This is a genomic window from Kingella kingae (assembly GCF_900475905.1).
Lineage (GTDB): Bacteria > Pseudomonadota > Gammaproteobacteria > Burkholderiales > Neisseriaceae > Kingella > Kingella kingae.
Genome location: NZ_LS483426.1, coordinates 1,758,164 through 1,781,268, shown reverse-complemented (window position 1 = coordinate 1,781,268; position 23,105 = coordinate 1,758,164). Strand labels below are relative to the sequence as shown.

At 47.1% G+C, this 23,105-nt stretch carries 35 protein-coding genes and 1 pseudogene; 14 read left to right on the top strand and 22 right to left on the bottom strand.

What is annotated here, in order from left to right:
• Nucleotides 1-31 precede the first annotated feature (31 nt).
• Entirely contained in the window at nucleotides 32-913 is an 882-nt protein-coding gene (locus tag DQN52_RS09615; protein WP_003785004.1) for a DMT family transporter, read from the bottom strand.
• A 189-nt stretch (nucleotides 914-1,102) separates the two neighbouring features.
• On the opposite strand from DQN52_RS09615, the gene DQN52_RS09610 reads away from it, so the two are divergent.
• A complete protein-coding gene (locus tag DQN52_RS09610; protein WP_003785007.1) occupies nucleotides 1,103-1,963 on the top strand; it encodes a substrate-binding periplasmic protein in 861 nt (286 codons plus the stop codon).
• A 60-nt stretch (nucleotides 1,964-2,023) separates the two neighbouring features.
• Here DQN52_RS09610 and DQN52_RS09605 read toward each other — a convergent pair whose 3' ends face one another.
• The 5 genes from DQN52_RS09605 to DQN52_RS09585 all read right to left on the bottom strand — a co-directional run bounded on the left by DQN52_RS09605 (nucleotide 2,024) and on the right by DQN52_RS09585 (nucleotide 5,863).
• Entirely contained in the window at nucleotides 2,024-2,437 is a 414-nt protein-coding gene (locus DQN52_RS09605) for an RNA-binding S4 domain-containing protein (protein ID WP_003785008.1), read from the bottom strand.
• A gap of 27 nt (nucleotides 2,438-2,464) precedes the next feature.
• Nucleotides 2,465-3,067: an LOG family protein gene (locus DQN52_RS09600; protein WP_003785011.1), complete on the bottom strand. Its 603-nt coding sequence runs from the start codon at nucleotides 3,065-3,067 to the stop codon at nucleotides 2,465-2,467.
• 14 nt (nucleotides 3,068-3,081) lie between these two features.
• Nucleotides 3,082-3,696 (bottom strand): hypothetical protein, encoded by a 615-nt coding sequence (locus DQN52_RS09595; protein ID WP_003785013.1) that lies wholly within the window; start codon nucleotides 3,694-3,696, stop codon nucleotides 3,082-3,084.
• A gap of 200 nt (nucleotides 3,697-3,896) precedes the next feature.
• Nucleotides 3,897-5,204 carry a DUF2868 domain-containing protein gene (locus tag DQN52_RS09590; RefSeq protein ID WP_003785014.1) on the bottom strand — a complete coding sequence of 436 codons (1,308 nt, stop codon included), beginning with the start codon at nucleotides 5,202-5,204 and terminating at the stop codon, nucleotides 3,897-3,899.
• A 5-nt stretch (nucleotides 5,205-5,209) separates the two neighbouring features.
• Entirely contained in the window at nucleotides 5,210-5,863 is a 654-nt protein-coding gene (locus DQN52_RS09585) for an HAD family hydrolase (RefSeq protein WP_003785016.1), read from the bottom strand.
• A gap of 160 nt (nucleotides 5,864-6,023) precedes the next feature.
• On the opposite strand from DQN52_RS09585, the gene DQN52_RS09580 reads away from it, so the two are divergent.
• Together DQN52_RS09580 and DQN52_RS09575 are read left to right on the top strand one after the other, a co-directional pair.
• Nucleotides 6,024-7,289, top strand: a complete 1,266-nt coding sequence (locus DQN52_RS09580) for an RsmB/NOP family class I SAM-dependent RNA methyltransferase (protein WP_003785017.1) — start codon at nucleotides 6,024-6,026, stop codon at nucleotides 7,287-7,289.
• Between the two features lie 135 nt (nucleotides 7,290-7,424).
• Nucleotides 7,425-7,676, top strand: a complete 252-nt coding sequence (locus DQN52_RS09575) for a type 2 periplasmic-binding domain-containing protein (RefSeq protein WP_003785018.1) — start codon at nucleotides 7,425-7,427, stop codon at nucleotides 7,674-7,676.
• 214 nt (nucleotides 7,677-7,890) lie between these two features.
• On the opposite strand, the gene DQN52_RS09570 is transcribed toward DQN52_RS09575, so the two are convergent.
• The 16 genes from DQN52_RS09570 to DQN52_RS09505 all read right to left on the bottom strand — a co-directional run bounded on the left by DQN52_RS09570 (nucleotide 7,891) and on the right by DQN52_RS09505 (nucleotide 16,744).
• Nucleotides 7,891-8,322: a phage virion morphogenesis protein gene (locus DQN52_RS09570; protein WP_003785019.1), complete on the bottom strand. Its 432-nt coding sequence runs from the start codon at nucleotides 8,320-8,322 to the stop codon at nucleotides 7,891-7,893.
• On the bottom strand, nucleotides 8,319-9,227 hold the full coding sequence (locus DQN52_RS09565; protein ID WP_003785020.1) for a phage head morphogenesis protein: 909 nt from the start codon (nucleotides 9,225-9,227) through the stop codon (nucleotides 8,319-8,321). Before DQN52_RS09565 ends, DQN52_RS09570 begins: the two co-directional genes overlap by 4 nt.
• A complete protein-coding gene (locus tag DQN52_RS09560) occupies nucleotides 9,217-10,713 on the bottom strand; it encodes a DUF935 domain-containing protein (RefSeq protein ID WP_003785021.1) in 1,497 nt (498 codons plus the stop codon). Before DQN52_RS09560 ends, DQN52_RS09565 begins: the two co-directional genes overlap by 11 nt.
• Before the next feature lie 30 nt (nucleotides 10,714-10,743).
• Complete coding sequence (locus tag DQN52_RS09555) at nucleotides 10,744-12,249, bottom strand: terminase large subunit domain-containing protein (RefSeq protein ID WP_003785023.1); 1,506 nt, start codon at nucleotides 12,247-12,249, stop codon at nucleotides 10,744-10,746.
• Entirely contained in the window at nucleotides 12,246-12,791 is a 546-nt protein-coding gene (locus DQN52_RS09550; protein ID WP_003785024.1) for a DUF3486 family protein, read from the bottom strand. The genes DQN52_RS09555 and DQN52_RS09550 overlap by 4 nt, the downstream gene beginning before the upstream one ends.
• 1 nt (nucleotide 12,792) lies before the next feature.
• On the bottom strand, nucleotides 12,793-13,098 hold the full coding sequence (locus tag DQN52_RS09545) for a hypothetical protein (RefSeq protein ID WP_003785025.1): 306 nt from the start codon (nucleotides 13,096-13,098) through the stop codon (nucleotides 12,793-12,795).
• Nucleotides 13,095-13,418 carry a hypothetical protein gene (locus DQN52_RS09540; protein ID WP_003785028.1) on the bottom strand — a complete coding sequence of 108 codons (324 nt, stop codon included), beginning with the start codon at nucleotides 13,416-13,418 and terminating at the stop codon, nucleotides 13,095-13,097. Before DQN52_RS09540 ends, DQN52_RS09545 begins: the two co-directional genes overlap by 4 nt.
• Nucleotides 13,411-13,617 carry a TraR/DksA family transcriptional regulator gene (locus DQN52_RS09535; protein ID WP_003785029.1) on the bottom strand — a complete coding sequence of 69 codons (207 nt, stop codon included), beginning with the start codon at nucleotides 13,615-13,617 and terminating at the stop codon, nucleotides 13,411-13,413. The genes DQN52_RS09540 and DQN52_RS09535 overlap by 8 nt, the downstream gene beginning before the upstream one ends.
• The gene (locus tag DQN52_RS09530) at nucleotides 13,610-13,810 is read right to left on the bottom strand and encodes a hypothetical protein (protein WP_032827305.1); all 201 of its coding nucleotides are present in this window, start codon (nucleotides 13,808-13,810) and stop codon (nucleotides 13,610-13,612) included. The genes DQN52_RS09535 and DQN52_RS09530 overlap by 8 nt, the downstream gene beginning before the upstream one ends.
• Nucleotides 13,794-13,949 carry a hypothetical protein gene (locus tag DQN52_RS11015; protein ID WP_003785033.1) on the bottom strand — a complete coding sequence of 52 codons (156 nt, stop codon included), beginning with the start codon at nucleotides 13,947-13,949 and terminating at the stop codon, nucleotides 13,794-13,796. The genes DQN52_RS09530 and DQN52_RS11015 overlap by 17 nt, the downstream gene beginning before the upstream one ends.
• A complete protein-coding gene (locus DQN52_RS09525; RefSeq protein WP_003785035.1) occupies nucleotides 13,939-14,199 on the bottom strand; it encodes a hypothetical protein in 261 nt (86 codons plus the stop codon). The genes DQN52_RS11015 and DQN52_RS09525 overlap by 11 nt, the downstream gene beginning before the upstream one ends.
• Nucleotides 14,200-14,201: 2 nt before the next feature.
• Nucleotides 14,202-14,354, bottom strand: coding sequence for a hypothetical protein (locus DQN52_RS11010; protein ID WP_158529714.1), 153 nt, complete (start codon nucleotides 14,352-14,354; stop codon nucleotides 14,202-14,204).
• Between the two features lie 11 nt (nucleotides 14,355-14,365).
• A complete protein-coding gene (locus tag DQN52_RS09520; protein ID WP_003785039.1) occupies nucleotides 14,366-14,539 on the bottom strand; it encodes a hypothetical protein in 174 nt (57 codons plus the stop codon).
• Nucleotides 14,540-14,552: 13 nt separating this feature from the next.
• Nucleotides 14,553-15,065 (bottom strand): NlpC/P60 family protein, encoded by a 513-nt coding sequence (locus tag DQN52_RS09515; RefSeq protein ID WP_003785041.1) that lies wholly within the window; start codon nucleotides 15,063-15,065, stop codon nucleotides 14,553-14,555.
• An 89-nt stretch (nucleotides 15,066-15,154) separates the two neighbouring features.
• Nucleotides 15,155-16,300, bottom strand: a complete 1,146-nt coding sequence (locus tag DQN52_RS09510; protein WP_003785043.1) for a hypothetical protein — start codon at nucleotides 16,298-16,300, stop codon at nucleotides 15,155-15,157.
• Between the two features lie 60 nt (nucleotides 16,301-16,360).
• A complete protein-coding gene (locus tag DQN52_RS09505) occupies nucleotides 16,361-16,744 on the bottom strand; it encodes a helix-turn-helix domain-containing protein (RefSeq protein WP_003785045.1) in 384 nt (127 codons plus the stop codon).
• A gap of 113 nt (nucleotides 16,745-16,857) precedes the next feature.
• Between DQN52_RS09505 and DQN52_RS09500 the strand changes: the two genes are divergently transcribed.
• The 11 genes and pseudogenes from DQN52_RS09500 (at nucleotide 16,858) to DQN52_RS09455 (ending at nucleotide 23,073) form a co-directional block, all read left to right on the top strand.
• The gene (locus DQN52_RS09500) at nucleotides 16,858-17,007 is read left to right on the top strand and encodes a helix-turn-helix domain-containing protein (RefSeq protein ID WP_003785047.1); all 150 of its coding nucleotides are present in this window, start codon (nucleotides 16,858-16,860) and stop codon (nucleotides 17,005-17,007) included.
• A 38-nt stretch (nucleotides 17,008-17,045) separates the two neighbouring features.
• The gene (locus tag DQN52_RS09495) at nucleotides 17,046-17,336 is read left to right on the top strand and encodes a hypothetical protein (protein ID WP_003785049.1); all 291 of its coding nucleotides are present in this window, start codon (nucleotides 17,046-17,048) and stop codon (nucleotides 17,334-17,336) included.
• Nucleotides 17,337-17,372: 36 nt separating this feature from the next.
• Nucleotides 17,373-18,245, top strand: a complete 873-nt coding sequence (locus DQN52_RS09490) for a DUF3102 domain-containing protein (RefSeq protein ID WP_003785051.1) — start codon at nucleotides 17,373-17,375, stop codon at nucleotides 18,243-18,245.
• 6 nt (nucleotides 18,246-18,251) lie between these two features.
• Nucleotides 18,252-19,338, top strand: a pseudogene (locus DQN52_RS11620) (transposase); the annotation flags it as partial.
• Nucleotides 19,315-20,058, top strand: coding sequence for an ExeA family protein (locus tag DQN52_RS11615; protein WP_407928317.1), 744 nt, complete (start codon nucleotides 19,315-19,317; stop codon nucleotides 20,056-20,058). The pseudogene DQN52_RS11620 and the gene DQN52_RS11615, both read left to right, overlap by 24 nt.
• A 1-nt stretch (nucleotide 20,059) precedes the next feature.
• The gene (locus tag DQN52_RS11005; RefSeq protein ID WP_003785056.1) at nucleotides 20,060-20,212 is read left to right on the top strand and encodes a hypothetical protein; all 153 of its coding nucleotides are present in this window, start codon (nucleotides 20,060-20,062) and stop codon (nucleotides 20,210-20,212) included.
• A gap of 57 nt (nucleotides 20,213-20,269) precedes the next feature.
• Nucleotides 20,270-20,437 (top strand): hypothetical protein, encoded by a 168-nt coding sequence (locus DQN52_RS09475; protein ID WP_003785057.1) that lies wholly within the window; start codon nucleotides 20,270-20,272, stop codon nucleotides 20,435-20,437.
• Nucleotides 20,434-20,931: a hypothetical protein gene (locus DQN52_RS09470; protein ID WP_003785058.1), complete on the top strand. Its 498-nt coding sequence runs from the start codon at nucleotides 20,434-20,436 to the stop codon at nucleotides 20,929-20,931. The genes DQN52_RS09475 and DQN52_RS09470 overlap by 4 nt, the downstream gene beginning before the upstream one ends.
• The gene (locus DQN52_RS09465; RefSeq protein ID WP_003785060.1) at nucleotides 20,928-21,347 is read left to right on the top strand and encodes a hypothetical protein; all 420 of its coding nucleotides are present in this window, start codon (nucleotides 20,928-20,930) and stop codon (nucleotides 21,345-21,347) included. Before DQN52_RS09470 ends, DQN52_RS09465 begins: the two co-directional genes overlap by 4 nt.
• A 104-nt stretch (nucleotides 21,348-21,451) precedes the next feature.
• Complete coding sequence (locus tag DQN52_RS09460; protein ID WP_003785061.1) at nucleotides 21,452-22,060, top strand: DUF3164 family protein; 609 nt, start codon at nucleotides 21,452-21,454, stop codon at nucleotides 22,058-22,060.
• Between the two features lie 113 nt (nucleotides 22,061-22,173).
• Entirely contained in the window at nucleotides 22,174-23,073 is a 900-nt protein-coding gene (locus tag DQN52_RS09455) for a recombination-associated protein RdgC (RefSeq protein WP_003785064.1), read from the top strand.
• Nucleotides 23,074-23,105 lie beyond the last annotated feature (32 nt).

Sequence of the window (23,105 nt, the reverse complement as noted above, 5' to 3'; positions counted from 1 at the left end):
TTGCAAAAAATGAGCGGTATTTTAGCATGATTTAATGACTGGTTTTGAGCGAGCCTAAATAAATCGCCAACATGGTTAAAGCTGCGCCAAACCATTGCAATGTGTTGATGTCTTTGCCCAAAAAGATGAAGTCAATCAGCAGGGCGGCAACGGGTTCGCTCAACAATAACAGCCCTGCTAAATTGAGTGATAACAAGGGGATAGCATAAGCAATCATGCCCCACGCGAAGCATTGCATCACCGCGCCATACACCAAAATCCAGCCGATTTGCGCCCATGTTTGTGGCAAAAAATTGTGGCTGTTGAATACCAATGCTGGCAACAGTAATACCGCCACACCGCCTACGCTCACCAATAGCATCAGCGGAAAAATAGCAGTGCGTTCTACTTCGTGGGTTTTGCGAACAAACACCATAGACAGCGACAACATTAAGCCCGACACAATGCCCGATACAAAGCCCCACAGCGCGTTGCTATTGTGTCCAAATTCGGGGCTGCCGATGAGTGCCATGCCTGTTAATGCCATGATTAGACTGATGATTTGCAGGCGCGATAATTTTTCGCTAAACCAAATCCAGCCGATAAGCGATAGCCAAAAAATTTGCAAGCTGTTGAGTAGCGTAGAAATACCCGGCCCAACTGCGTAAATACTTTCGTGCCAGAGCGATAAATCCAAACCCAAAAAGCAGCCTGCAACCAGCGCGTATTGTCGTGCGGTGCGGTTTTGGGGCAATTTGTGTCCAAACCAGCGCGACAGCAGCACGAAAATCACGCCTGCAACCAGCAATCGCCAAAAGGCAATCGCATACGCGCCAACTGGAACGTGCGCGACAATCACGCTGCCCATGCCAAACACGATGCAGCCGACTACCAAGCCCAAAGGGGCGAGCTTTTTTTGTTGCTCAATGTTCATAAATAAGTATTTGTAAAGTTATAACAGGTTATTTTAATAAAAAATTGTTGGTAATGTGCAACAATTTAAAGGTTTTTGTTAAGAATAATTAAATTGTATTAGGTTTATCGTGTATATTAGTCATTCTATTTTAAGTGGAATGCCTAAACCCTTTTTTTCTTTTTTTGAATGGAATAATAGGATTATAAAATGAAGAAAACCAGTTTTGTTTTGGCTTGTTTACTGGTTTTGGCAGCATGTGGCGAGAAATCTGCATCATCACAAAGCTCAACCAACAATACCCCAGCTGTGCAAGCCAGCAGCACAAAAGCCGCTCCTGCTGCAACCGCAACCAAAAAAGCAGAGCATTATATTGTGGGTACAGATGCCAGCTATCCGCCGTTTGATTTTAAAGACGACCAAGGTCAAATTACTGGCTTTGATGTGGACATTTTACGCGCGATTGGTGAAGACCAAGGCTTTTCGGTTGATTTCATTTCAACCGAACGCGCACAATTATTCCCATCGCTCAAAGAAGGTCAGTATCAAATCTTGGCAGCTTGCTTGGGTCTGAGCGCGGAACGTTTGGCACAATCTGAAATGTCTGTACCTTATGCATTTGCACCAAACGTAATCATGGGTAAAGCAGGTGGCACTGAACCGCAAACTTTGGCTGATTTGGGTAGCAAAAAAGTGATTACCCAAGAAGGTTCACACACGCATGATGTGTTGAAAGCCGCCAATGTGCCTAATGTATCTACCACCAATGGCTTGTATAACGCTTACTCTACTTTTGTTCGTGGCGAAGCGGATTATGTTTTGGGCGATGCTGGTGTGTTGAGCTACCACCACAAAAATAACCAAGCAGCGAACAAACCGAAAGTTTATACTGCTGTGTACGACAAATCGGAAGACGTGCGCGTGGGCTTTGCCGTAAAAAAAGGCAACACTGCTTTGATCGGCAAAATCAACGAGGGTTTGAAAAACATTCGCGCCAACGGCAAATATGACGAAATCTATGCAAAATGGTTTGGCGATGACCAAACATTGCGCGTTCCACAAGCGAAATAATTGGATTTAATCGCGTAAAAAAGCAGCCTGCACTTTGTAAATAAGTGCAGGCTGCTTTGTTTACCAATCTCTACGTTTCATTCGGTCTAACTGACGGCGGTCGCGTTTGGTTGGTCGTCCGTCTGGATAGGCGGCGGTGATGCGACTGGCTTGGTCTAGTGCTTTTTGCGCTTCACGTTTGGCGATGGTGGGTGCGTCTTCTTCATACAGCAAACGTGCTTCGGGCGCAGGTCGGCGCTGATGATTGAGTGCCAACACTTTGATTTTGTAGGGCAATGAGTTGAGCGTTAAATCCACCACATCGCCTACCACAATATATTTGCTGGTTTTGGTTTTGATGCCGTTTACCGACACGCGCCCTAGTTCGATGTGTTTGCTGGCAAGGCTGCGGGTTTTGAAAAATCGTGCTGCCCACAGCCATTTGTCTAGGCGCATGGTGTCGTCACGTTCGTCTTCGTGTTGATGTTTTGACATGGGTTTCCTTTGAGTGCAGGCTGCTTTTTATGGCTTAAATTGCTGAATTGTTTTGATGATTTCGTCTTCATCGTCCAACACGTAAATCAAATCAAAGTCATCGGCATGAATCAAATTTTGCGTGAGCAGTTGTTCGCGCAGCCAATCCAACAAACCTTGCCAAAATGCTTTGCCCACCAACACCACAGGGCAGGGCTGGATTTTGCGCGTTTGGATTAGCGTGAGTGTTTCAAACAATTCGTCCAGCGTGCCAAATCCGCCTATCATCACCACAAATGCAAATGAGTGATTGACCAACATGGCTTTGCGCGATGGAAAATTTTCAAACGTGAGCGTAATATCTTGATATGGATTATTTTTTTGTTCGTGCGGCAAAATAATGTTCATGCCCACGGTTGGGCTTTTGCCTGCAAACGCGCCTTTGTTTGCCGCTTCCATAATGCCTGGCCCACCGCCCGAAAACACCGAAAAACCGCTATCGGACAGCAATCGCGCCAAACGCTCGGTTCGCAAATATTCAGGGTGGCTGGGGGCAATTCGTGCGCTGCCAAAAATGGTAACGGCTGGCGGCAGCTGGCTTAATAATTCGTTGGAGTCGGTAAATTCGTTGCAAATAGTGGCTGTGTTCATGTTTTGTCCTTGATTTAGATTTTTTGTACCACAATCAATTCTGGATTGTTTACCTGTTCTACCAAAATCGCTTGCACTCGCGCTTGCCACAGTTCGCCAAATCGCGCCAACGTATCGGCATCGGCTTGACCACTCACGGCTAGAGGCATGATGTCGCGCATTTCGGGTGCAAACGGCACGAGTTGTCCATTGAATGCCACGCTCACGCTTGCGCCTGTGTCTTGTCGGCGTAACACGATTTCGCCCGACAAATCTGGGGCAAACTGCAATAGATTGCGCCGTGCAAAACGGGCTGCTGCGCCAATGCCGCCAAAGCCCAAATCGGTTGCCGCGCCTGTGAGCAAAGTCGCGACTGATGCGGTTACGCCTGTCGTGCCTTGATTGCGTTCGCCACGAATTTGCACGCTGATGTTGCCGCGCTCGGGCATTTCATCGCCATACAAAGCCTGTATGCCGCGAATGGTCATCAGATACGCACTGGCAACGGTGGGGCAGGAATGTCCGCACAGTTTGACGGCATCTTCGTAGCGATAAGTGATGATGCCGCTGGCGGTCGCACCCAAAAATTGCGCCAATGGGTCGCGCAGTTGAATGGTGGGGGCTTGATTGAAAAAAGTGGGGAAGGTCATGTTTTATTTCCTTTTTGTTTACAAAATACATCATTTATCGGTAAATCGTGAAAATTCAGCAATTTGGTTCTCTCTCCTGTGAGAGAGAGCTAGAGAGAAGGTAAAACAGTTGCGTTACAGCAAATTGCTATCAAAATAATACAACGCTTTTCCCTCTCCCTAGTCCTCTCTCACGGGGAGAGAGGACGAGTTGGCGGTATTCAATCCAAACACACCCAAGCATTCTCTTGTGCGACATCGCGCCATTGCTGGGCGGTTTCTTGGTGCAGGCTGCTTTCGTTACCATTGTGCAGCAAACGCAACACCACACCGCTTTGGGCTTGGCTGGCAAGCTGTTGAATGCGGCGCACATTGCCGCGGTCGGGCAAACTGGCTGCGCGTATGCCAATCAATAATTGCACGTTTTCTTGTGCCAAAGCAGCCTGCACTTGGGTAAACTCGCTGCGTTCGGCAACGCTGCCATAGTCCACCCAATCGTGTCCCAAAGTTTGCGCGAACCAATTGGATTGATGTTGGCTGCTGGGCGAATCCAATAAAACTGCCCAATGCAAAGCGTTTTCGCTGAACACGATTTGTGGTGCAGGCTGCTTTTGTGGCGCATCGGGGCGATAGTCGTCTGCGCTATCGGTAATGCGTTGTTGCCATTTTTGCACGATGTTTTGGTAATACGGTAAACGCAAATCCAGCGTGGTTTGATGGCGTTTTTGTTGCGCCCAACACAGTAACCACGCCAACAAACGCGGTGCAATGCCATAGCAGATGATGCTGCCGAGCAATAAGTTTGCCCAAGCTGAAGCAGCCTGCACATTGGCTTGATTTTGCGTGGCGTACACCATTTGCTCGTTGGGTGTTTGCCAACCCAGTTGCGCGGGCAACCACGATAGCGCGTACACCCACTTTGCCAAAGTCGGGGCTTGCAACAGCGTGCTTTGCCAGTCAAACGTGTATTGGCGCACGGTTAGGAGCAGCAAAGTGGCGACAAACATACCAAGCAGGCTGCACAAGGCAAGTTGATGTGCGGTCGCGTCCATGCGCCAGCGTCCGTGCGGCGTTTGTTGCTGTTGCAGCGTGTGTTGCCATAAGGCTTGTTGGATTGGGTTGTCCGATTTGGGGCGCAGCAGCGCGTTTTGCCAAGCGTATCGCGTTTTGTTGGGTCGCAACACGCGCCACAGCCACCACAGTAACATTAGCGTATTTGCGCCCAACACGCCCCATAAAATCAGAAAAAATTGCAAATTGCTTTGCTGCATCAGCGCAAAAGTCGCCACAAAACCCAAAATCGCCCAAACCACGCACAACACGGTCTTAAACCACGCCAAACGCGATTGCCAATGGTGCAGGCTGCTTTGGATTTCTTGCGTTGCGTCCATGATTTTGGCACGTTGATGTAAACGGTGCAGCACATCGCCCGAAGCAGCCTGCACCAGTTGCGTTGCCTTGTCGGGTTCGCTGGCAAAACGATGGTTACGCTGTTCCAGCAGTCGCACCAGTTCAATATAATCTATCATATTGTTTATATACAAAAATTCAAAATATCCAACGGCTGATTGGCAGCGACATCATAACCCCACGTTTCGGGCGTATCGTGTTCGCCAATGTAGCCCCACGCCGCCAACACCGTTTTCATGCCAGCCGCGCGTCCTGCTTGAATATCGCGCTCTGCGTCGCCCACATACACGCACGAAGCAGCCTGCACGCCCAGTTGTTTGCAGGCATACAACATCGGCAACACGCTTGGTTTGGCTTCGGCGCAAGTGTCGCCACTCACCACCACCGCAGGCGGCACAGCAAAGCCCAGTTTGGGGACAAGGCGGTCGGTAAAGCGTTTGGGTTTATTGGTGATAATGCCCCACGCAAAGCCCTGTGCGTGCAGGCTGCTTATCAATTCGTTAATGCCGTCAAACAGCACCGTATCGCGGTCAAAACAACGGTCGTATGCTTGCAAATATTCTTCGCGCCATTGAGCAAAATCGTGGTGTTGCGCGGATATGCCTGCGCCAAATTGCAACAAAGCCGCGCTGCCGTGGCTGGCGTGTGGGCGAATGTCTGCCAACGCTTTTTCGGGCAAACCTTTTTCGCGCAATAAATCGTTGAGCGCACCGCCCAAATCCACTGCCGTGTCTGCCAATGTGCCGTCTAGGTCAAACAAAACTGCTTGAACGTTCATGTGATTTCCTTGTTGATGTGGGATTTCAATCGCGCATGATTTTGTAAAACATGAATTGTAGCCATGCTTGCAGCCATACCGCAAATACTTTACTATCCAACGCTTTGCAGCGCAAAAGCAGCCTGCACTTTTTATATTTTATTTTTGACGAAGTAACACCATGAATGCCACTCAACTCCACCACACCGCCACCGTATTAGCCCAAATGCTCACGTTTGCCGACCCAGCCGATGTTGTGCTATCCAATTATCTGCGCGACAACCGCAAACTCGGACGCGCCGACCGCCACGAAATTGCCGAAACCGCATTCGCCGCCATTCGCCATTATCAAAAAATCGCTGCAGCCTTGCGCCGTCCGCACGTTCAAGCGCGAAAAGCCGCTCTTGCCGCGTTGATTTTGGGACGCAGCGTCAATATTTCCCAAATTGAAGATTTATTAAACGAAGACGACAACGAAAAAGAATTTTTGAGCAGCTTAAAATCACGCAAAACCGAATTCGCAAGCAGCCTGCACACCGCAGCCGAGTTGCCAGAATGGTTGATTGAAGTGCTGCAAAAACACGATTCAGACGAACAAATCTTGCAATTTGGGCGCAGTGTGGCACAACCAGCACCGCTAGATATTCGCGTAAATACACTCAACGGCAAACGCGACAAAATTCTCGCGCAACTGCAAACCGAGTTCCCCAATGCCATTGCTACGCCATTCGCACCACACGGAATCCGCTTCAACGACAAACCTGCGCTGAACAAACACCCGTTATTTTTAGACGGCACGATTGAAGTACAAGACGAAGGCAGCCAACTGTTGGCGCAACTGGTGGGCGCAAAACGCGGTGAAATCATCGTGGATTTTTGTGCAGGCGCAGGTGGCAAAACACTTGCCCTTGGCGCACAAATGGCAAACAAAGGGCGAATCTATGCCTTTGATATTGCAGAAAAACGCCTTGCCAACTTGAAACCGCGCATGACACGCGCAGGTTTGACCAATATTCACCCCGAAAAAATTGGCAGCGAACACGACCCACGCATTGCGCGATTGCACGGCAAAGCCGACCGCGTGTTAGTGGACGCGCCGTGTTCTGGTTTGGGGACGTTGCGCCGTAATCCTGATTTGAAATACCGCCAATCGCCCGAAACGCTGGCGAATTTGTTGAAACAACAGCAAAGCATCGTGCAGGCTGCTTCGCAACTGGTTAAATCGGGCGGACGTTTGGTTTACGCAACGTGTAGCGTGTTGCCCGAAGAAAATGAAATGCAAGTAGCGCAATTTTTGCAAAACAATCCCGATTTTGAATTGTTAAATTGCGCGGAATTATTGGCGACGCAAAAGATTGATTTGGACACAGGCGAATTTTTGCGTATGGACACGGCGGTGCATAATACAGACGGTTTTTTTGCGGCGGTGTTGCAACGGAAAGCATAAATAAAACAACAGGAGCGAATGATGTTTCATTCGCTCCTATTTTTTTGATTTTGTACCCAATTATAGTGAATTAAATTTAGATTAGTACCGCGTTGCCAACCCCCTTATGTACTTACTAGGTGTACACGGCGGTCGTTGTCGCCTTGTCCTAATCTAAATTTAATCCACTATACTTTGGACAAAATCAAAGAAAGTGGCACGATTGTGTTGGGGCATCGCGACTCATCTATTCCGTTTTCGTATATTGCCGACCAACCCAATCAACCTGTTGGCTTTGCATACGATTTGCAATTAAAAATCGTGGAAGCGGTCAAAAAAGAATTGAATATGCCCAATTTGACAGTGCGTTATAACTTGGTTACATCGCAAAACCGCATTCCGTGGTGAGCAATGGTACGGTGGATTTGGCTTGTGGCTCGGCAACCAATAATTTGGAACGCCTGAACCCCACCAATATAAATACCCATACTCAAGCAAGATAAACAGGATAAAACGGGACAATTCAAAACAAAGTGGGATTAAAAACTGCAACGCCATTTCACACAGTGAAACAAAAAAACAAAGCGGACAACATCGTCCGCTTTTCGCATTTTTGAGCAAATCACAACCCACGAGCCAACGACGCTTTCACAATATCCAGCAAACGCTTCTCGCCGCCAGACTGTAACGCCCCTGAACCATCAATCGGTAAATAAGGACGAGCAGGAATGTGAACTTTACGCCCCCGCCCTGCTTGCCCACCTATGTGATGAATTGCTGCATACGGTTTATTAGACCCAATCCGTGCAAAATCATTACCCGACTGCGTAGTCAAACTCGCGGCAAGCTGACCACTTAATTGCAGTTTTTTGCCACCGCGATGGGTTTCTTTCCATTTATCTCCACCCCAGCTTTCGCTTTCAAAGTTATCTTCTGTCATCGATAACAATTCTGCTGCCACACTTGCCATCATCGGTCGGCGGTTTTGTATGTTTTGCAAGAGCTGGTTTAAACTGTGTTCTAAACTTTCACTTTCTACGCTGATTTTAATCATGGCATTAATCCCAGTAATTCAGCCACCCAAGCCAGTTCAGCCAAAGTCAAGGCATTGCGAAATTTTTCCTGTGCCATCATTTCTTTAACCGCTACACGAGCCAATTCGGGTGGTACGTTTTGTACTTTTTTTATCGCTATCCGTGCAGTGCGTTGTAGAAACGTCTGTCCTTGATTGGCATTGAAACCTGCATTGGGCGCAATAAATTGACCGTCCACACGAATGCCTGTACGTTGGGCGTAACGCTGCTCGCCCGTGTGTTTGTTTTCGCCAATATCTACGGTAATGGTTTCCAGTTTTGGGCTGGGTAATACTTGGCTTTCGCCACGCTCACGCGAGAGTGGACGAACCCGACAACGGCAACGGTAATCCAACGGTGGATACAAACTGTCCCATACGGGGTCATCTGCGGCATACACATGACCGTGCAATAGACGATGCGTTTCGCGTGTACGTTTGTCGTTGATGGCGACATATTGCCAATAGGGGTGCGTATCTTTGGCGGCAACCATTTCCGCGTATCGCCCTGCCATGTAAGCGGATTGCAAATTGGTTAAATAAATCGTTTTCAGGCGGTATGGGCTGCCAAGTTGTACGTTTTGAATTTCGCCCATATCGGGGTTCGGGTGTTCTTGTTTGCCCCACCAGCCTTTGCTTTGTAATACAGGCGTGAGTTCGCGTTCAAAATCTTTGAATGGTTGCCCTTGTTCGGCTGCCTTAACCACCGCTTGATAAATGTCGTTGGCTACGTCCATGCCAGCCGTTTTGGCTACCGTAAACGCGGCAACATGAGCATCGTCCAACATATCTTGCCAATCCCACGATACATCAACACGCTTTTGTTTTAGGTAGGCAATGGCATTTTCAGGTGTCATACCAAATAATAAGTAAATATCAGGTTTCATCAGTCAACTCCGCTTGCACTTCCAAACGCCCCACTAAATCCGCCAAGAAAATCAGTCGTGCCAATTCATCTTGTAAGGCTTGGTCGTTCATGTTTGGATAATTTTCGGCTAATTGATGTAACACGATTTCGGGCGTTGCACCGTTTTGTAAATTCTGAACAAATGTATTTGTGAAATCAGCTTTACCGCCTACGGCGTACCCTTTTATACCCAAATCAGAAGATTTGGACAAAAGGGCAAGGCTGCCCGAAACTGTGTTTTCAAAGGTTTGGTAAACATCGTTTTCGGCAAAATCTGTGCTTTCAGGCTGCTTTTCAGGCGGCAACAAGTCATCATCACGCAAACCATAAGCGCGCTTGTAATAGTGATTGGAAAAACGTGCGCCCATTTGATGTAGAAGTTGGTCGCGCTGGGCTAATTCGGTTGAGCCGTACTCTTCTGCTTCATGCAACACAAATTTAGGTCGCGTTACATCGCCGAAATTCAGCTCACAAATCCAGTCAATCAACTGGTTAAACGTTGCTTCAATCATGCGACTGTCGCTGTCGCGAATATCGTCCGTTACCTCCAAACCAGCCGATGCGCTGGCGTGATTGGTGTTGGCTTCGGTCGTTTGGTCTTGACCGAGCAAGGCGATGTTGATTTCTGAACGGCAATAGCGGATTAACTTGTCATACGCATCAACAGACGCGGATTTGCCTGTGGCTTCGTGAATTTCCACGCTGCTGTCATTGGGGATTGTGCCAATCGCGTTGCCCATTAAGGCTTCCAGTGCGTCCAGCAATTTGTCGGTGTCGGCTTGGGTGTTGGAACGCGGTTCTTTACCAATGAGCCACGGGCTACCGTATTTTTGCGTAAACTCCGCCCAAAATTTCAGCCCTGCACGTTTGAACGTAACCGCCCAAAACACCAAACCCAAATCACCTAAACCGTAGGGGTTGTCGTAGCTGGCTTCTTGTTTGGGGCAAAGAAATTTGTATTCAGGCAGCCTGTTATTATGCAAACCGTGTTCAATAAAATACATTTCGCCCTGTTCGCCAAACGCAAACCATTCTTGCGGTTTGACCACGATTTTTTCAGGCAGCCACAATTTGTCGCGTTGCCACACAATTTCAATCGGCTGATAACCGAATAAAGTCGCATTCAAAATATCTTTAATCAGGTTAAAAATATCTAACTGCTCAAAAGCAGCCTGCACCGTATCGCGGACATTTTGCGGTACGTCATCGCCGTCCAATCGCCATTCCAAACGTGCAACGGCTGCTTTGCGTCTGCGAACTTGTCCACCTACCAATGGGTCACGCAACAATTCGCGGTATACATCAATGTGTCGCCCCATTTTGCGTAAAATCGGGTCGGGATTGGGCAGCCAGCCGTTAAAGCCGTGCATACCAAATCGCGCTGAAACCGCGATTTGGCTTGCCATTTGTTCGGGTGTGGCAAGAATTGTGCCATTGGGGGTTTTGAGTTTAATGTGGGGTTTCATAAATCTTTCCAGTTTTCAGGCTGCCTGAAATCAAAATCCGTCTGTTAATCGGCTACTTCGGCGCACGGCTCGGCTGCTGACACGCACCGCACCAACATTTAACTCTCGGCTAGCATAATGCGCCAAAAGCAGTGCGATTGCGGTATCGCCGTGGCGTTTGTTGCCGTCCGCACCACGTGTGCGCGTGTCAGGAATGCGTGGGATACCTTTAATCAATTCAAAGGCGCGCAAGTCCGCCAAGATGTCTTCATCACGTGGTAAGCCGTCCAGCGTGCCGTCTTCCAATGCTGCTTTAAATGGTGCAGTGTGGCTGCGATACCAGTTTTCAGACAACATCACGGCTTGTACGCACTCGCCACCAAACTGGTCTTGCATGGCTTCGGCTAAATACTGACCATTACCACGAGCGTCCAACGCCGCACCCAATAAATTTGGCAAACCCACCAACAGATACGCGCAAATCTGCTCTTGCTGCTTAAACGGCATATTGCCCAATTCCAAGATAAACGGCGTTTTGAGCATTAAATCAGGCTGTTGAATGAGTGGCACAATTGCGGTGCGGTCGCCATTTCGGGCAAAATCTACACCGACAAAGCTGTGGCGCGTGTTGTCCAATTGCTGCAAATAAGGGTGCAGGCTACCTGAAAGCCAGTCTTGCACTTCGGCGGCGCGTTGATGTTCGGGCAGTAACTGGAAATTATCCGTTTGGTCGTAACGCAACACAGGCGTGAACGGCGACATTCGGCTTTCAATCAACGTGCGGTTCAGCCATTTACCACCACCATTTTTGGGAATGCAGTCCAGCTCTTCACTGGCATCATCGCCGTAACTGGCGCGGATTTCGGCAACCCATTCGCGTTCGGCTTGCTCCGTCCACTCTTTGCCTAACCGTAAACAAATGCGTTGATATAAGCCATCTTGTAGCGCATCATCAAAGGTAATGCGATGCATGGAATACGGTTTTTTGCCTGCGCGGCAGTCGTTGATTAACTCATTAAATGGGTTATCCACGCCATCGTGCGTGGAAATGATGTGAACCTGTCCGCCCCACATCAGCAACGCCATCGCTGCTTTGAGCAGCTCGGGCAAATCATCGTGGAACGCTGCTTCGTCCAAAATCACGCGCCCTTGTTTACCGCGCAAATTGTTCGGGCGGCTGGATAAAGCAGTAATGCGAAAGCCTGATGCAAAGCGAATAATGAACGCCAAAATCGCTTGTTTGTCATCGCCTTCTACAAACACTTCTTCGGTTTCTTCAATTTCGCCAGCCGCCAAGCCGTAAAATTTTGCCCAGTTGCCGCAATCGTTGATGAATTCCAATGCCATGTCTTTGTTGTAGCCGATGTACCACACGTTCATGCCGTTGGTTTGCGCGGCGAGCAATGCGCTATCCGCCGCCTCCGCCCACGACAAACCGATGCGGCGCGATTTTTCACAAACTTTGACGGGGTTGGTATCGGCAATCCAGCGTTGTTGATACGGCAGCAAAACCATTGGGGTGCGGCTTTCAGGCTGCTTGAAAATGGTTTCGCTCATGTCGCAATCCCTAGAATTTGTTTACGGATTTGTTCGGCGGTGTCGTCTGATAAGCCGCCTTTTTTCACGGCTTTGGCGACTTCATCGGCAGCGGCTAGGGCGCGTGATTTGACCTTGTTTTGATATTCTTTTAAGCGCGTGGATGCAGAAATCAACCCTGCAATACGTTTACCGCCCTCGCTCAACAAATCAAACCGCGCCTCGGGTGCAAGCTCTTCGCTGTCTTTTTCGCTGATGTCCACCAAGGCTTCAAACAACTGATTTTGCAACAATGCCATCAAGGCTTCGCTGCGGCTGTCGTTTTCATCATCGGCATTGGCGACAATTAACTTGGCGGCTTCGGTGCTTTCCTTAATGGCTTGCAAACGGCGTTGGATTTTGTATCCGTGGCGATGCACGGCGGAACGGCTAATTTGAAAACCCTGTTCATTGAGCCACGCCGCCAATTCGGTGTAATTGGCAAAACCGTTTTCAATCAAACGGCGTTCAAATTCGCGGCGGACGTTTTCAGGCAGCAATTCCATGCTACTGCGTGGCGACATATCAGCTCTCCCAGTATTTTTCAGGTCGGGCAATGCCAGCCTGACACTCAATCGTGTATTCGGCAATATCCACACCCAAACGGTTTAAATCGGCAAACCACATTCCGCTTGGCTGTTTGGTTAAATCCAAGAGTTTGCGGTCTTGCAAATATTCAAGCTGTTGGCGTAATTCTAGGGCGGTTACATTGGGATAAATGCCACGCATTACGTCCAATAAAAAGACTTCGCTTGATGTGTAGGGGCGAGCTTTGTTCAGCGTGTTGATGATGTGCCAACGCATACCTTCGCGGCGGTATTTTTCGTTCATTTTTTCGCGCTTTCCATTTTGTAAAGGTCGGTCAAAGTCTTTTGAATACTGTCCATTTTGGCTTCTAAAATCGCTTGATTGCGAATGTAGTCTTCACGCAAGACAAATTTTTCAGGCAGCAAGGCTTTTTGTTCGGCAAATTGCGTTTGTAGTTTTTCAAAGTTTTCAGATAGGCGGTCTTGCTGTCTTTGGCGTTCATCTTGTTGCGCCTGAAATTGACTTAACAGCATTTTGCCAAAGCCCCAGCACACCGCCAAAAACGACAACAAAAAGCTGACAAGTTGCCAAAATTCAATGCTGATAAAAGTTTTGTTATCCATTTATTTCTTTCAAAGTTTGGCAAATCACGCACAAACGGCAACCTGAAACAATGCGTTGTCGTGCTTCGGGGATTGGGTCGCCACATTCTTCGCAATGTGTGGCGGACGGCGCGTTGTTTTCAGGCTGCCTGAATTGCGCCAACGCTTGTTCGCGGAATCGCTCTTCGTTTTCGCAAGCGCGGTCAATAAAATCAGTCATGTTGGGCTTTCTTGTACCACGCCAGCCAGCCTGAAACTTGCGTTTCTAATTTTTGGCAATACGTGCCATAGCGCACTGCGTGGTTTAACAGTTGTTCGGGTGAGCCATCGGTGGGGCGTTCGGGACGCTCGTAAACCACCAATAGCTCGGAAGAGATGGGCAGTAACACCGCTCGTTTAATCGGTGTAGCCAAAGGCGCGGTTGTAGAGGTGCAGGCTGCTTATTTGAGCAACATAATGACGTTTTGCCGATAAATAACCGCTGCCCCACGCACACGCAATCAATGACAAAAACAGCGTGAAATAAACTGCGTAGCGGTATTTATTCAACATTGCCCACATCGTTTTGACCTTTCTGCGCGATTTGCGCCACTTGTGGCACGGCAGCAATGCCGCGTTTAATCAAAGCATAGCCGCCCACCATCATGCCGTATGCCCACCATTGCCATTCGGGCGCATTGGGCGTTTGCATGAATTTGTAGGTCATGCAGCCTGCGGCAATGTTTGCCCATAGCTTGGTATGGCTGATTTGCCCTGTGGCTGGGTTGCAAACCAATCCGCTAAACCATTTGAGTACCTTCATGGCTATTTACCTTTTTTACGCTGTTTACGCCGATTAGCAGCAACACCTGAAAAACGATGTGCGCGACGCTTTTGTGGAATAGCAGGCGCAGAGAGTTTGAGCTTCCAATTAGGAATGTGGTCGCTAACGGCTAATAAACTGAATGCGAGTAACATCTTTTTCATCTTTAATCTACTTTTGCATTAAAACCAATCCCTAGCGCGTAAACCACCGCCAAAAAGACAAACCAGCCTGCATACATCACACGGTTTGTAACGGCTAAATAGGCAATATAGGCAAATCCTAATTTGGATAACAAAAATGCAATCAATGCCAGAGTGTGTAATGTTAGTTGATTCATATGCAGGCTGCCTTTACGCTTCGTTGCGACTAAACTCGCCAGCCAGTTGCAACACAGGCAAGTCATAGCGCGATTCTTTGGGCAACGATGACACGCCGTCTTTGCCTAGCCACACATACGCGACCGCCCGTTCACGCGCAAACTTGGCAACAGACACGCGGTTGCCTTGATTACCACCCAAAATCCACAAATTGCCTTGTTCGTCTTGTCCAACACAAAAGCCCACATGACCGCCACCTTGACGCGCAAACACCACCACGCAACCATAAGCAGGCGCGTTCAATCGTGTGCCTGTGTTTTGCCAGTCCAACGCTCTGTACCAATGCTGGGGCAAATCGCGCCCTGTTGTGCGAGCGCAATGGGCAACAAACGTGCCACACCACGGCGTTTCATTGTCCGTCCACCACGCTTTTAAGCTGATGAGCCAGTTGCCAATGGTGCTGTTGTGTTGTTTGCCTGCGATTTCAGTTAAGCCAATGTGTTGTCGGGCTTCGGCAAGCCAAGGGAGTTCGGTTTGATTAGACATAAAAAAATCCCCATAACGGTTAAATCGTTATGGGGATTATGCTTTCAGGCTGCCTGAAAGGCTTTTAATGCGGATTAAAAAAGTGAGATTTATAAAATCATCCAAATAATAAAGATGACAACAGCCACAATGATACCTATACAACCTGTTTTTTCATTTTGCTTATTTGCATTTATGCTGTTGGGTGGCGAGGTGGGTATCTTGGGATTTGATGAACGATTTAAACTTGCTGAATCTTGAATTAGCCTTGCTGATATTCTAGGTTTGTTTGTTATAGGTTTAGATTCAGGCAGTGGTTGCTTGTTATCATCTAATTTCTTTTGTATCTCATCTGCTAATTCTTGATATTGCTTTGCAAGATTTTCAAAATATTCTGCTTGTTCATTCAATTTTTCGCGTTTAAAAGATAGGCGAATTTTGTCAAAAACTAGACTTAAATACAGATGATTGAGCCATTTTTTGTAAAGTGCTTTTTGATTGTGATATTTTGCCTCTCGTTCAACAATCTCACCTAACTGATTTATTAACTGGATAAACTCAAATTTAGAAGATTCAAAAAAACCTGCTTGTTGCAAGAACAATGGCAATCTCAAATAGTTGTGTATACTTTGCCACTCTCCATTTTGTCCGTCAATTTCTTTTGCCCGAAATAGACATTCTATTGCCAAATCCCACTGTGTTTTTTTGAATTGTGTAGCCGTGCCATGCAATTTCCACACACCTAATTGCAACAGTTCCCCTGTAAGTATTGATGGCTTTCGTTCATATGCTTTATTTGGTTCAAGCAGTTTTAGAAAATCATGGTCTTTTACTGCTAATTTTTTTGTCTTTTTTGCTGATGATGCAATTGGCACATTTGCTAATTGCTCATATGTTAATGCCAATAGGTAGCTTCGTCCTTGCTTACGGCGATAAATATCCTGACGCACTTCTGCATAATACAGTACATAGCGCAATACTTCTACTTGTTGTTCTCCAAAGTGATTTTTAACGTAAGCGGTCATATCACTTTGTAGAACAGGTTTATTTTGTTCTGCAATATATCCTCTAATTAGTTGAATACCTTGCCGATATGTTGGGTCTTCTCCTGCAAATTGAGCGACCTCTTGGGTAAAAGCATCTTGATTGGTTTTATCTGTACCATGAATGCCATAAGCTGCTTTTTGGTAATACATTCTCGCGGTATCAAAATCACCTACTTTCCATGCTTCTCTGGCTAAATAAACAAAATCCATTGCAAAAATCCTTGCTATTTAAAATGCATATTCTCGGAGCTTGTGGTTTTACACGTTCATCTACGTCCCATAATATCTTTGAATTTGATTATCTTGGTTTGCTTTTTTCTCTGTGCTACGCGCCACGCTTGAAATAACAAATTTTCCGTTATCACTGGCTTGGCGGTAGTTTTCCAGCAATTCTTTTTCATCTACATCTAACTTTATTTTTTCAGGCTGCTTTTCCTGAATAAATGGTTCGCCTATTCCACAGACAAGCCAATTTAGGTTTACACGCAATCGTGTACAAATAACTTCTAAACCTTCCGCATTTGGGGTGCGTGTACCGTTTAAATAGCTTTGAGCTGTTCTATATGGCAATTCTGTTAATTCTTGAAAATCCTTTAATTTCAAATTCTTATTTTCACAAATAAAAACCAATCTTTCTTTTATACACGTTTGCATCAAATATCCCTTTACTTTATACGCGAACGCGTATATTATGCACACATCGCAAACAAAAGCGCGATTTATCGCAAATAAATAGCGTGAATTTTATCACAACAAGGAGCTTAAAAATGGCTTTAACACCCGAGCAAGTTAAGAAAAATTTTAAACAAAAAGGCATCACGTTTTCAGGCTGGGCAAGAGAACATGGCTATCGTCCGCAAGAAGTTATCCGCGTCCTGAATGGTTTTTTCAAAAGCCAGCCGTGGTCAAGGACATGAAATTGCCGTCAAACTGGGTTTGAAATAGGAGCAACCTAATGGCAATCAGTAAAAAAGGCAGCCGTGTGCTGAAAGTATTTAAGGCTTTGGAAGCGCATCCGATTATCGGGTTGAGCAATAAAGAAATTGCGGACGGCTTGGGTATTTCTGCGGTTCATGTGAGCCGTGATTTGGAAGATTTAATCGCTGAAGGTTTGGTAACGAAACTAGATAACGGCAATTTTGCATACAGCATTAAAACCTTGCAGATTGCGGAGCGTTTCAGGCAGCAGCAAGCTCATTTGACTGCTAAATTGGAAGAAACCGCAGAACGTGTGAACAGATTTTAAGAAGTTCCGACGTCGGAACTTTTGGGAGATAAAAAAATGAGTAGTGAAGTGGAAGTGATTGATGTGAATGCAACCAGTAATCACGCAGCGATGCACAGCGTGATGGTAATGGAACAATGGGGAAACGGCGAAACCTATAACGAAGCAACTTGGATTGAACGTGGTCGTCATGCAGTCCGCCAAACATTGGAAGGTATGTTTGAACTGGGGCGTGCGTTGATTGTATTAAAAGAACATACCGAATACGGTCGTTTTGAAAGCATTGTTAAAGAACAATTTGGATTAGGTAAAGCAGAAACATCGCGTTTGATGAATGCAACTAAACGTTTCGCCACCCCACAAATGCAAAAAGCCGCGCCCAAACTGATGGACTTGGGCAAATCTAAACTGCTGGAACTCTTGGTAGAAGAAGACGTTACCCTAGTCGGTTTGGCGGACGGCGAAGAAGTAAACGGCATGACTTTGGACGATGTGGACAGAATGACGGTGCGCGAATTGCGAATTGCCCTGCGTGAAAACCGCGAGCAAATGCAAGCCAAAGACAAGGTGTTGGGCGATAAAAACGCCAAGATTGATGAACTTGCCGAAAAACTGGAAAAAGCCAAGAAAAAAGGCAGCCTGAAAGAACCCGACCCTGCCGATGTTGGCAATGAATTATACATGGCGGTCGGTGCAAAAGAAGTAGCGATTCGCAGCCACATTGTGCAACTGGGCGAATATTTCACGCAGCTTGCCGCACACGAGCAAGCCCACGGCATTTCACATCAGGCAAAAATGACTGGCGTCATCAATCAAATCATTATGGATTGTCAGCATTTACGCGACCAGTATGGGCTGCCTGAAACGATTCCCGAAGACGATATGCCCGAATGGCTGACTGGTAGCGATTTGCAGCCTGAAAGCGAGTAATCCCCAATGAATGCGGTATTAAACGAGCGATTAAACGCGATTGCCACGCAACTGGGTAAATTACCGCACGGTGGCAAAACGCCTTTTTTGCAAGCCGAAGCCGAGAAATTGGGCATGAGTGTGGCAAAACTTTACAAAGAATTGGAGCGTGTGATGGTTAAACCTCAACGTAAACGCCGTGCTGATGCAGGAAAAACGGCGTTGGAACTCAAAGATGCACAGATGATTTCCGCCGTGCTAATGGAAACCATGCGGAAAAACGGCAAACGTTTGATGACGGTGGAACGTGCGGTCCGACCAGTTGTTGCAGCCTGCACCTGTAACCAGTCTGCAAAGTTTGCACCCAAATCATGTTTGGCAGATTGACGCGAGTTTGTGTGTGCTGTTTTACCTGCCTGTATCGGGCAAGGACACAGGTTTACGCATGATGAATGCGGACGAATTTTACAAAAACAAGCCAAAAAATGTCGTGAAAATTGAGCAAGACCGCGTGTGGCGGTATGTCGTAACTGACCATTGTTCAGGCTGCCTGTTTGTGTGGTATGTGTTTGGTGGCGAGAACTCGGAGAATTTGTGCGAGACGTTTATTCAGGCAATGCAGCCGAAAGCGGAGCGTTTGCAAGACCCTTTTTGCGGTGTGCCTGTGAATGTGATGCTTGACCCAGGGTCGGCGAATACAGGGCATGGATTTAAGCACCTGAATAAACAGCTTGGCGTGAATGTGATTATCAACAAAGTGGGCAATCCACGCGCCAAAGGGCAAGTGGAAAATGGCAATAATTTGGTGGAAACGCAATTTGAAAGCCGCCTGAAACTGGTACGCATCAACAGCATTGAGCAGTTGCAGGGTTTGGCGAATCGGTGGATGCGTTATTTTAACGGTCAAAAAATCCACAGCCGACATGGTATGAGCCGTTACAAGGCTTGGCAAAAAATCATGCCCGAGCAACTGATTATTCCGCCGCCGACTGAATATTGTCGTGAATTGGTGTTGAGTAAGCCCGAAGAACGCAAGGTCAATCCCGATTTAACCATTGATTTTGGTGGACGCAAATATGACGTACGCAACGTGCCGTTTGTGCTGGTGGGCGAATCGGGTGCTGGTAAATCCACGCTGCGCGAAGACTTGCAAGACCGCATTAACCGAGAAGGTCGTCAAGTGGTGGTGATTGAGCCATATGTATTGGCGATGGAAGACAACGACCAAAAAGGCAAAACGCTCAAAGCGGTACACATTGCCGAAGCGATTTTGGAAGCCGTGTCGCCCAATACATCACCCAAACGCAGCCCCGAAGCGCGTTTCCGCCAAATTCACAAAGCCCTTGCCGATAGCGCGAAAGCTGGCAACAAGCACGTTTTAGTGATTGAAGAAGCGCATTGTTTGCCCATTCCCACGCTGAAACACTTGAAACGCTTTTTTGAACTGAAAAACGGTTTTGAACGCTTGATTGGGATTGTGCTAATCGGTCAAACCGAACTGGGGCAAAAGTTGAGTGAGAACAACCCAAATGTGCGTGAAGTGGTGCAACGCTGCGAAGTGGTAACGCTGTTGCCACTCACGGACGGCAAATTGCAAGGCTACCTGAAACACAAATTTGAGCGCGTAGGCGTGAACGTTGCCGATGTTTTAACCGACAACGCCATTGATGCCATTGCTGCACGGCTGACGGTTACCAGTCGCAACAAAAACCAGTTACAGCAGCAAAGTTTGTTGTATCCATTGGCGGTCAATAATTTGGTATCGGCGGCGATGAATGAAGCAGCTAGTTTGGGTTTTGCCAAAGTAGATGCGGATATTGTGAAAGGGATTTGAGATGGAGTTGCTTTATTATTTATCTGCCCTGCGTTTTTGGGAAACGGTAGAGCTGTTGATTAAAGTGTGTGTACTGGGTTTGTCCATTCGTTTTGTGCTGAAAGTGTGCATTTTGCAACCGATTGACGAAATGCGACGCACATGGAAACAATAATTTTTTTGCTTGTTGATTTTTATAACTATTTGATTTTAATTTAAAAGGAAAAATCAAATGATGACCGACCCAAATTGGATTATCCAAAAAATGAATGAGTGGGAAGAGAAATTGGCAGTAGCGCGTGATGAATCTGATTACAAATTGGAACAACGCGCCACAAGAGAAATCAAAGCCTACCGTCAATGGTTGGCAAGATTAAACACAGCGAAAGGGAAACCATGAAAACCCGATGCCCCTGCTGCGGAGCAGAAAACAGCCTAGACGCATTACTGGCACACGAAGAAGCAAGACAAGCTGTGTGGGCGGTAGCGCAAATCAACGGCGAATTAGGGCGACTAGCCGTGCAATACATTGCCTTGTTTCGCCCTAGTAAAACCGCGCTGACATTTGACCGCATGGCAAAACTGCTTGGCGAAATTCAGCCCGACATGGAACGTGGCGCAATCAATCGCGACCGCATTGAATACCCAGCACCGCCCGAAGCGTGGGGGTATGGCTTTCGTGAAATGCTATCGCGCCGAAATGCAGGCTGCTTGAAATTACCGCTCAAATCACACGGTTATTTGTATGAAGTGATGAGCGGTTGGAAAGGGCAAGGCTTGCGTAGTCCTCTCCCCACCCCTCTTCCAGAAGGCGAGGGAAATCCAAGCAGCCTGCAACCCGAAGCCAGCCAAACGCTGACCGCAGCCATGCAATTACAAGGATTGCGCCGATGAAACCACCGCGCAAAATGCCTGATTGGGCGTATAACCAAATGATAGAAGGCTTACAAAAATTACTCGTGTTGCGTTTACAAGGCGCACCGCCAGCCGATGCGATTGTTGCGCTTGCCTCGGTGTGGGAAGAAGCCCTCATCCCCCACACATGGTTTTACGATAGAGATTTAGACCACAACCGTTTGCCCACCGCCTTCAAGCGCGTGATTCAACACGCGGAAAAATGGGTGCAGCCAGCACAAGTTATCCGCGAAATTCCACCACGCAGCGAATCGGCTGTGTCAGGATTGATTGAACAAAAGCAGCCTGCACTATCCGAAGCCGAACGCGAGCGCAATCGGCAATATATTCAGCAGTTGTTGAACACGATTGCGCGAGCCAAACGCCCCAATGATAGTGAATTCACTTCAAACTAATACAGCGTTACCAACGCCCTTATGTACCACGCGTACACGGCGGTCGTTGTCGCCTTGTCCTAGTTTGAATTGAATCCACTATAACCCAAACAAGGAAATCCAAAATGAACGAAATTGATTTAAGCCAATACCGCCAAGACGCTCGCGGCAATTTAATCCCGATTGAGAACATCAAAGAAATTGATTTAGACCGCGATGAACTGGTCAAAGAAATTTTTGCAGCGATTGAAACGCCCATGCGTGAACTGGAACAAGCACGGCGCAACGGCATTGAAGATGTTCGCGCTTTCGTTGAATTAGCCGCCGAAAAATATGGCGCGAAACCGAGCAAAAAAGGCAACGTAACTTTGCATAGCTTTGACGGTGAATTACGCGTTACTGTGGCAATGGCGGACGTGCTGACCTTTGACGAACGCTTAACCGCCGCCAAAACGCTAATTGATGAATGCTTGGACGAGTGGACGCAAGACAGCCGCCAAGAATTGAAAACGATTGTGCAGCAAGCGTTTGATGTAAACAAAGAAGGCAATATCAGCACGGCAAAAGTGTTGGGCTTGCGTCGTTTGAATATTGAGCATGAGAAATGGCAACGCGCCATGACGGCGATTGACGACAGCATTCACACGCAAACCACACGCGAATATATCCGCATTCATCGGCGCGATGAAAATGGCGCGTATGTGTTGGTGTCGCCTGAATTGGGGAAAGCGTAGTTTGCCCTCTCCCTAACCCTCTCCCACAGGAGAGGGAATCAACTCGCAAACGGCGGAGCGGTTTTCCAAGCCGACTTGCAGCCTGAAAAGATTTCAACGTAAAGGAAAATACAATGTTTATTAAACAATTAAGCGTTTATCGCTTGAACCCTGAAACCGCTCCTAGTGTAGATAAGCTGGAAATGGCATTGGCAAAATCCCCTTTTTCGGAAGTAACGGGTTTAGATTGGTACAGTCTCGGTTTTGTACCTCCTCATGATTTTGGACACGAGCTGGTTTTTCAGGCTGCAAACACATGGTCGGTTAGCTTGAAAAAACAAGAACGTATTTTGCCTAATTCTGTCATTAAAGATGCGGTAGAACAGAAAATCACACATATTGTGCAGAATGAATGCCGTCCTGTTGGTCGCAAAGAACGCATTGAGTTAAAAGAACAAGTGATAGATGAATTGTTACCACGCGCTTTGTGCCGTAGTAGTCGCTTGATGGCGATGTGCCATGTGCCTAGTCAGTTGTTGTTGATTGGTAGTGCGAGCAGCCATGTTGCTGAGAATATGCTGTCAAATTTACGCGAGGCTTTGAGTGGATTAGATGCAAAGTTACCTCATACCAAGCAGTCGCTTATGTCTTTGATGACAGAATGGGTATTAGCCAGTAAAGCCGCAGGCAATTTTGAATTAGATGATTCGTGTCAATTAACAGGTGTTACGCGCTTTGATGGACTGATTAAAATCAGTCATAAGCTATTGAGTGATGAAGATGTGGTAATTCATGTCAAAAATGGTTTGAAAGTTAAAGAATTAGGCTTGATTTGGCGTGAACAAATTGCTTTTGTTTTAACGGAAGACTTTAAGTTAAAACGCATTTGCTTTTTGGATACTTTGCAAGAAAAAGCAGAATCACAGAGCGATGATGCAGCCAGTTTAGCTTTTGCTAGTCAAGTGATTGCAGCCGAAAGTTTGTCTAAATTGATTCATGAATTAGTTGCCATGTTAGGCGGATGGGGGGAATGACTTTCAGGCAGCCTAAAAGACCATTTTCAGGC